Below are 8,198 nucleotides of genomic sequence, written 5' to 3' on the forward strand. Positions count from 1 at the left end.
GTGCTGGGCCATGTCGTCGATGCCCTTCTGACAGAAGACGACGTCAGCGCCGGTGTCGGCGATCTGGTCGACCATCTTCTTGAGCTGCTCTTCTTCCTTGTCGAGGAAGTTCTGGAGCTGGCTCGGGTCGTCGACGGAGAGCTGGGCGTCGACCTCGGTCTCGTCGAGTTCGATGGCCGTGTCGACGAGCAGCACGTCGGCGTCGTCGACTTCGGTCGGCATCTCCTCGTGGACCGGGTCCTTGTCGATGACCGCGCCTTCGAGGAGCTCGGAGTTGCCGGCGGAGCTGCCGGTCTGGGTCTCGATGTTGAGGTATTCGAGGTCGGCGATGACGGAGCCGTCCTCGGCCTCAACGGTCACAGCGTTGACCGCGTCGACGATGAGCTGGGCGAGCAGCTCCTTGTTGAGCTCCGCGCCCTTGCCCGTCATCGAGGTCTCGGCGACCTTCTTCAGGAGTTCCTCGTCGTCGGGGTCGACTTCCGTGGCGATGTCGTCGAGTTCGTCCTTGGCCTGCGTGGCGGCCATGTCGAACCCTTTGATAATCGCCGTCGGGTGGATGTCCTGTTCGAGGAGGTCCTCGGCGTTCTTGAGGAGTTCCCCTGCGATGGCGACGGCGGAGGTAGTGCCGTCACCGGCCTCGTCTTCCTGTGTCTCGGCAACCTCGACGATCATCGAGGCTGTCGGGTTGTCGATGTCCATCTCCGAGAGGATGGTGACGCCGTCGTTCGTGACGGTCACGTCGCCCATCGAGGAGACGAGCATCTTGTCCATCCCCTTCGGGCCGAGCGTCGAGCGTACTGACTCGGCGACCGCGCGAGCGGCCGAGATGTTGTGTTCCTGTGCAGACTTGTCCTTCATCCGCTGGGAGTCCTCTCCCAGGATGATCATCGGCTGGCCCTGCATCTGGCGTTGGCTCATAATCAAGCGAAGATTGCATGTGGTTCTATATAAAAGTATGGGTTATGGGACGTTCGTCGGTCACCCGTTGAGACAGCCAGAACAGGTGAAACCACCAGACAGAGGGAGTACGGTCCGTCGGTAATGGTAGCTGTTGGCACGCCCCATCAAGCGAGCGACGACCTGTTTATATATTCACTCGACGGGTTCCGTCCAGTGGACCGTGACCGACCCGACGACGAAGGCGTCCTTCGAGTCGGTGTCCCGTCGGAACTGGATCGTGTTCTTGCCGAGGTGCAGTCGCTCGGGCGCAATCGTGTCCATCCAGAGCTGCCACCCCTCGCCAGGCGCGATGTCGAACCCCGACAGCGCCTCGCCGTTGACCACGATCTCGTGGTCAAAGTCCTCGACGTCGAACACCTGCATCTGCACGTACGGGTCATCCGGTGACGAGGTGGGGATGTCGAAGGAAATCGGATCGGTCGAATCACCGGTGTACTCGGCCCAGGGAACGTCGAGCGAGTCCGCCGACGGGCCGAGGAGCTGCTGGAACTGACAGAGCGCGTAGTTGGCACGACGTGACATACGGGTACGTCTCCCGGGCGGTATAAAAATCAGTGGTCAGTTGCGGTCGCAGTGTCACCCAGAGCGAACAGAGCACGCACAGGAGAGCGGAGCGCCTATGAGTGGCCGGCTGTTGCCCATCGGTATGGACGCTGCGCTTGGCCCGCCAGAGAAGATGGCCGAGCTCGAGGAGGACCTGACGCCGATGATGGCACAGTACTACGAGCTGTGCCGGCAGTACGACGACGCCCTGGTCCTCTTTCAGGTCGGGGACTTCTACGAGGCCTTCTGTGCGGCCGCACAGCGGGTCGCCCGGCTGTGTGAGATCACGCTGACCCAGCGCGAGGACTCGACCGGCGAGTACCCGATGGCCGGCATCCCCATCGACAACGCCGAGTCCTACGTCGAGACGCTGCTGGACGCGGGCTACCGGGTCGCCATCGCCGACCAGGTCGAGGACCCCGACGAGGTCAGCGGCGTGGTCGAGCGGGCGGTGACGCGAATCGTCACCCCCGGCACACTCACGGAGAGCGAACTGCTGGGCGGGGCGGACAACAACTACGTCGCCGCCCTGACCGCTGGCGAGCGATACGGGCTGGCGCTACTGGATATCTCGACCGGCGACTGCTACGCGACCAGTGTCGGCTCGGAAAGCGCCGTCGCCGACGAACTCAGCCGGTTCGGCCCGGCGGAAGCCATCGTCGGGCCGGAGGTCGACGTGGATCGGGACGCCGTGTTCGGTCCGGCCTGTCTGGTGACGCGCTACGACGCGGCCGCCTTCGACCGGGAGCGCGCCGAGGACCGCGTGGGGCAGTACTTCGGCCCGCCGGAGCGCCTGCTCGCCGGCGACGCGGAAATCCGGGCCTGTGGCGGCCTGCTGGCCTACGCTGAGTACACCCGCGGCAGCAGCGGCGCGGTCGGCCCCGACGGCGAACCGGTCGACGCGGACGTGGACCCCGCCGGCACGCTCGACTACCTCAACCATCTCACGCGGTACGACCCGCGGGAGTACATGCTGCTGGACGCCGTCGCCGTCGAGAGCCTCGAACTGTTCGAACGGCGCTCGGTCCGGGGCCACGAGAACCGAACGCTCGTGGACACGGTCGACGAGACCGCCTGTGCGCTAGGGCGGCGGAAACTGACCGACTGGCTCCGCCGGCCGCTGCTCGATGCGGACCGCATCGAGGCCCGCCACGGCGCGGTCGCGGAACTCCAGCGCGACCCGGCGACCCGCGAAGGGCTCTCGGACCTGCTCGCGGACGTGTACGACCTCGAACGGCTCATCTCGCGTGTCTCTCGCGGCCGGGCGAACGCCCGTGACCTCCGGTCGCTGGCCGCCACACTGTCGGTCGTGCCGGACATCCGGGACCATCTGGCCGACGCCGACGCCCGGCTGCTCGCGGACCTGCACGCCACGCTGGACCCGCTGGTCGACACCCGCGAGGAAATCGAGGCAGCGATCCGCCCGGACCCGCCACAGCAGGTGACCGAGGGCGGCGTCATCCGCGAGGGCTACGACGAGGAACTGGACCGGCTGCGCTCGACCGAACAGTCGGGCAAGCAGTGGATCGACGACCTCGAAGCCAGCGAGCGCGAGCGCACCGGCATCGACTCGCTGAAGGTGGGCCACACCTCGGTGCACGGCTACTACATCGAGGTGACGAACGCCAACCTCGACGCCGTGCCCGCGGACTACCAGCGCCGCCAGACGCTGAAAAACAGCGAGCGCTACTACACGCCGGAACTCAAGGAGCGCGAGGACGAGATTCTGCGCGCCGAGAGCGCGGCCGACGACCTGGAGTACGACCTGTTCTGTGCGGTCCGGGACGAGGTGGCCGACGAGGCCGAGCGCGTGCAGGCGCTTGCCGACCGTCTCGCCCGCCTGGACGTGCTGGTCTCCTTCGCCGAGGTTGCGGCGCAGTACGACTACTGCCGGCCGACCGTCGGCGGCGACGGCATCGACATCACCGCCGGCCGCCATCCGGTCGTCGAGCGGACCGAGGACGCCTTCGTCCCCAACGACACGCATCTCGGGAGCGGGCCAGTCCGAGCGAGCAGAGACGGAAGCGACGACGGTGTCACCGCGGACGATATACAGCCCTTCCTCGCCGTCGTCACGGGACCGAACATGAGCGGGAAATCGACGTACATGCGCCAGGTCGCGCTGATCTGCCTGCTCGCACAGGCGGGGAGCTTCGTCCCCGCGAAGGCGGCCGACCTCCCGATTCTCGACCGAGTGTTCACCCGCGTCGGGGCCAGCGACGACATCGCCGGCGGCCGCTCGACGTTCATGATCGAGATGACCGAACTGGCGACGATTCTGGACGCAGCGACCGAAGACTCGCTAGTCCTGCTGGACGAGGTCGGCCGCGGCACGTCGACGGCCGACGGGCTGGCTATCGCCCGCGCCGTCACCGAGCATCTCCACGACGAGGTGGGCGCGTACACGCTGTTCGCGACCCACCACCACGACCTGACGGCCGTCGCCGCGGCGCTGCCCGGCGCGACCAACCGCCACTTCGAGACCAGCCGCAAGGACGACGACGTGCGCTTCGACCACGAACTCGCACCCGGTCCCGCGGCGGCCTCCTACGGCGTCGAAGTGGCGAGCATGGCGGGCGTGCCCGAATCCGTCGTCGACCGGTCGCAGGACCTCCTGACGGATGCCGAGACGGCCGACTCCGACACAGATTCCACTGCCACGGAGACTGGGCCGACGGAGAACGGAACAGCGGTGGCCTCGGCCGGCGAGGGTGGAGCGGACGGCCACACACAGGAGGCGCTTCGGACGAACGGGTCGACTCCCGAGGCCGAACTGCCGGCGGGCGTGGCAGCGCAACTGGCGTCGCTGGATGTGGCGACGATGACGCCCATCGAGGCGATGAACGCGCTCGCGGACCTGCAGGACCGACTTGAATAACAGCCGCGATCAGCTATCGCTGGCAGTGGCCCGTTCGTCGTGCGGGCAGGCGAACATCGTCGCGACGAGTTTCTGTTCGGCGGCCCGCAAGTGTTTGTGCAGCGTTGGCTCCGAGATGTCGAGGAGTTCAGCTAAGTCCGCGGCCGTCGCCCCGCGGGGCCAGTTGTAGTACCCCGCTTCGTGGGCCGTCGCGAGAACCTCCTGCTGTCGGTCGGTCAGTGGCTCGGTGTGGGACGCGTAGTTCTGGAACCCGAACAGCGGCACGATGGACTCGCGCTGTTTCTTCGCCGCGAGTTCGGCATCCGAGTGGGCCGTCAAGAACGAATCGATAACCGCGGCCGTATCGGTTTGGCTCGGGACATCGGCTACGATAGTCCCCTGTCCATCGACGCTCCGGGCGGTCTGTGGTACTGCCCCGGCGTCCGCAAGCGAGACAACGGGACAGTTGTCCCGCACGTTGATTTCGACGAGCCCACCGTCGCTGGTGCACTCAATCACCCGCGCCGTACCGCCGTTTTCGTCCTCAATGCGTTCGACAAGCCGGCCGGGGCGAGCACCCTCGACCGAAAAAAACTCGGCGTACGTGTCGTCTGTCTGGGGGAGACATTTTTCGAGAATCACGGAACACGATTCGGCTGCAGACACCGAGACGAAGGGATACGACCCATCAGAGAGGGCAAACTCCACACGGGTGACCGCCCGGCCGTTACCAGACTGTTGGGACATAGGTAAATGTAATTGGCATACTGTGAAGAGTGTTGGCATATATCGTGTTTCGGCGTTTACTATGCTAGCCACACTGAACTTTACATCTACAAGACAAATACAACATGAGGTCAGAGAACCGTGTCCGGAATATCACCAACCGTTATAGAAGTCCACGGCGCCGACCAGTCCATCGTCACGGCAGTCGTTCGCGCTGTCGCGACCGCGGAGAGACGGCCGGTCGAGACGCTCCCCCCACTGGCCGATAGTATCAATCCGGATGCACTGACGACGTGCATCGCTGATTCGAACACCGACGGTCATGTGGCGTTCGACTACAGCGGCTACCGCGTCGTCGTTGACACCGATGGAACGGTTACTGTAGACGGATAACTGCGTCATCCAACCGTGTGACGACAGCGGCAGTCAGTACGGGCGCGAGACTGACAGCTCCCAGAGAAGAGGAGAAAATAGCGGTTATGGCGGCTTGAGCGAGACGAACTCCAGCCCTTTCTCGGCGAGCAACTGACGCGCTCGGTCGGTCACCGACGGAGCGACGAGGATACCTCGGACCTCGGTGTCGGCGTGCAGGTCGCGCTCCAGGGCATCGACGTACCGACCCAGTTGGCCGACGGCGTCGGGACCCACGCGCCGGCGCTTGAGTTCGAGTATCGTCGTCCGGCCGTCGGCGTCCTCGCCGTAGATGTCGACCGCGCCGGCGGGGGTCTCGCGTTCGGTCGCAAGCGGCGTAAAGCCCGACTCCACCAGCGCCGGCTCGTCGAGGATGCGGTCTTTCAGATCGGCCTCCGTTCCGGTGAGCGCGAGGTCCTTGGAGTCGGTCACGTCGAAGGCGGCGGCGTGGGCGACCGTTTCAAAGGCCACTTCGAGCGACTCCTCGGGGGTCGACCGCGTGGAGCGGACGACCAGCGAGCCGTCGTCGACGCTGATGCTGTGCTCACAGCCCGGCGGCTGCCAGTTCACCGGCTGTTGGCCCTCGTCGGTGTGGACCAGCGCGGCCCCGTCGGGCTTGAGCATCACATGGCGGTCACCGAGCCCCAGCGAACTGGCCGCTCGGCCCTCGTACTCGACCGTACAGGTGCCGACAAGCGTCACCAGCGCGCCGCGGTCGGCGTTGCGCGACGCGAGGTCCAGCGCGTCAGCGGGGTCGGGGTAGGTCAGCGTCTCGACGGCGGTCACGGGTGGCGGTTAGCGGTCCCCGCGTAAAAAGGACGCGTCGTCGGGGCAGTGGACGGACGAAGCGTGGTTTCGGAGCGACGCGAGCAGGGCGCGACGAACAGTTTCCGGGTCGCAGCCGTCGCTATCGAGGGCGCGACAGGCCTCGTCCTTGCGCCCGACCCACCACGTCCGGAACGCATCCGGGTCGGCAGTGCGGGCCAGAACGATATCGTCGAGGTCCGACAGCGTCGGATCGAGCCAGCAAACGGTGTAGGTCCAGACCGACCCGTCAAGCACGACCAACCGGTCGTGGGTAGCATCGATGGCAGCGAGAACAGCCGACGCCGTCCAGTCGTTCCCCAGCGGCCGGGACTGGGCGATGGGGTCGGCGTCGACGCCCCAGTGTGCGATGCGGCAGTCGTAGCGGCCGTCGGGACGGGTGACAGCGACGAGCGTTCGACGACCCATCAGGGACCACCGAGCGTGTAAGCGGGCATGGGGTTCCGTGGCTCCGTGGTCCTATTTGAACGCTGGCCTACAGGATCCCTATCGAGTGCCCGCCAGCGTAACCGAAACCACCGACCATTGGTAACCCAGCACAACCCTCAAGTAGTACGTTCACGTATCATTACATATGATGGTGAGCGAGTGGCTCTACGGCGCTATCGCGCTTCTCGTGGGGCTCCATGTCCTGACCATGCTGTATGCGTACCGGCACCGGGGTGACCCCGCCGGTGCGACCGGGCAGGGCGATACCGAAGGGCGCCGTGGCAGCGCCACCGACGACAGCACTGAATCCATCGACTGTCCCCACTGCGGGGCGAGGAACGAGCAGGACTACCAGTTCTGCCGGCAGTGCGTCGCCGACCTGACGAGCGGGAGCCCGCAGCGTCAGCCGACGGATCGAAGCCAGCCGTACTGACCGTTTACAAGGCCGGGGTCGAATCAACCGGATTGAGCGCTGCTGTCGGCCAAGGTATTTATTTCTCCGAATATATATTTGAATATACTGACGAACGGGGGTAGACTGTGGAAACCGTTATCGACGTACGCTCCTCGGGTCGACCGGAGATATTCGAGCGGGCGAACACCGACGGGCTGTTCGGACGCACACGCCGGCTCGAGCAGCCGCTGGGGCAGTATCTACGGGCGGCAGAGACGCCACGATATCTCGCGTACAACGACCGGTCCGGCGTCGTCGCTGGCCGGGGAAACGATAAGTCGCTCACGCCGGCCGGCGACTACCGCGCGTATCTGCTTGCAACGAACATCCGGGTCGTGTTCGTCGTCGGCGACGACAACGGCGACCGGACCATTTCGCTCCCTTGCGAAGACATTGTGGCCGTACACTGTCAGTCGGGGCTCCGTACGTCGACACTCGAAATCGTCACCGTCGACGAAGACCGCTGGGCGTTCGAATGCAAGGGCGATCTAGCGCCAGTACGGACGTTCATCGACGAAGCCACACAGGTCTGGACCCGTACGCTGACCGAGCTTGACCGGGCAGAATCTCAGGTCGAGGCTGCAACGGCGGCACTGGAGGCGGCGAACCCCGACACAGCAGCCACGCACATCACGGCCGCACAGGAGGCACTCGATAGCGGACGGGAACGGGTCGAATCGCTGGGGGAGGGGGCGACAGCGACCATCGATGCACGCCTCCAGTCAACGCAAGCACAGATCGACACCAGCCAGCGCCGACGGCACGTCAGGGCGGCCGAGGAGCACCGCGACGCGGCCCGGCACGCGTGGGAGGACCGGGCGTACGAGCGGGCCGCGGATGCGTACGCACAGGCCAGCGTCGAGTACGAACGAGCACTGGCGGTAACGGCACCGGAGCCGTCGGCAGAAGCCATCACGGACGCACGGGACGCAGTCGAGGCGGAATACGCCGAACTCCTGTCGGCCCGGTCGACGCGGCACAGGCGGCTGCGGG

8 protein-coding genes and 1 pseudogene are annotated in these 8,198 nt (G+C 65.8%); 4 read left to right on the top strand and 5 right to left on the bottom strand.

The features are described from left to right. Both thsB and GJ630_RS18750 read right to left on the bottom strand, forming a co-directional pair. Positions 1–918: thermosome subunit beta (gene thsB, locus GJ630_RS18745; protein WP_371727941.1), on the bottom strand; the 918-nt coding region annotated here is incomplete at its 3' end. Positions 919–1,092: 174 nt separating this feature from the next. After that, on the bottom strand, positions 1,093–1,482 hold the full coding sequence (locus GJ630_RS18750) for a hypothetical protein (RefSeq protein WP_064287056.1): 390 nt from the start codon (positions 1,480–1,482) through the stop codon (positions 1,093–1,095). 124 nt (positions 1,483–1,606) lie between these two features. Between GJ630_RS18750 and mutS the strand changes: the two genes are divergently transcribed. Then, on the top strand, positions 1,607–4,381 hold the full coding sequence (mutS, locus tag GJ630_RS18755; RefSeq protein ID WP_191450686.1) for a DNA mismatch repair protein MutS: 2,775 nt from the start codon (positions 1,607–1,609) through the stop codon (positions 4,379–4,381). Between the two features lie 9 nt (positions 4,382–4,390). On the opposite strand, the gene GJ630_RS18760 is transcribed toward mutS, so the two are convergent. After that, positions 4,391–5,107 carry a helix-turn-helix domain-containing protein gene (locus GJ630_RS18760; protein WP_023843070.1) on the bottom strand — a complete coding sequence of 239 codons (717 nt, stop codon included), beginning with the start codon at positions 5,105–5,107 and terminating at the stop codon, positions 4,391–4,393. 120 nt (positions 5,108–5,227) lie between these two features. Between GJ630_RS18760 and GJ630_RS20235 the strand changes: the two genes are divergently transcribed. Next, the gene (locus GJ630_RS20235) at positions 5,228–5,479 is read left to right on the top strand and encodes a HalOD1 output domain-containing protein (protein WP_014039209.1); all 252 of its coding nucleotides are present in this window, start codon (positions 5,228–5,230) and stop codon (positions 5,477–5,479) included. Positions 5,480–5,563: 84 nt separating this feature from the next. Here the strand turns inward: GJ630_RS20235 and nucS are convergent, their stop codons facing one another. Both nucS and GJ630_RS18775 read right to left on the bottom strand, forming a co-directional pair. Beyond that, positions 5,564–6,283 (bottom strand): endonuclease NucS, encoded by a 720-nt coding sequence (gene nucS, locus GJ630_RS18770; protein ID WP_064287058.1) that lies wholly within the window; start codon positions 6,281–6,283, stop codon positions 5,564–5,566. 9 nt (positions 6,284–6,292) lie between these two features. Further along, the gene (locus GJ630_RS18775; RefSeq protein ID WP_191450688.1) at positions 6,293–6,730 is read right to left on the bottom strand and encodes a DUF6735 family protein; all 438 of its coding nucleotides are present in this window, start codon (positions 6,728–6,730) and stop codon (positions 6,293–6,295) included. Positions 6,731–6,896: 166 nt separating this feature from the next. On the opposite strand from GJ630_RS18775, the gene GJ630_RS18780 reads away from it, so the two are divergent. Both GJ630_RS18780 and GJ630_RS18785 read left to right on the top strand, forming a co-directional pair. Beyond that, a complete protein-coding gene (locus GJ630_RS18780; protein WP_004590026.1) occupies positions 6,897–7,184 on the top strand; it encodes a zinc ribbon domain-containing protein in 288 nt (95 codons plus the stop codon). A 107-nt stretch (positions 7,185–7,291) separates the two neighbouring features. Beyond that, positions 7,292–8,198: pseudogene (locus tag GJ630_RS18785) on the top strand (hypothetical protein); the annotation flags it as partial.

The sequence above is a fragment of the Haloarcula sp. CBA1122 genome (genome assembly GCF_009741785.1).
Taxonomy (GTDB): domain Archaea; phylum Halobacteriota; class Halobacteria; order Halobacteriales; family Haloarculaceae; genus Haloarcula; species Haloarcula hispanica.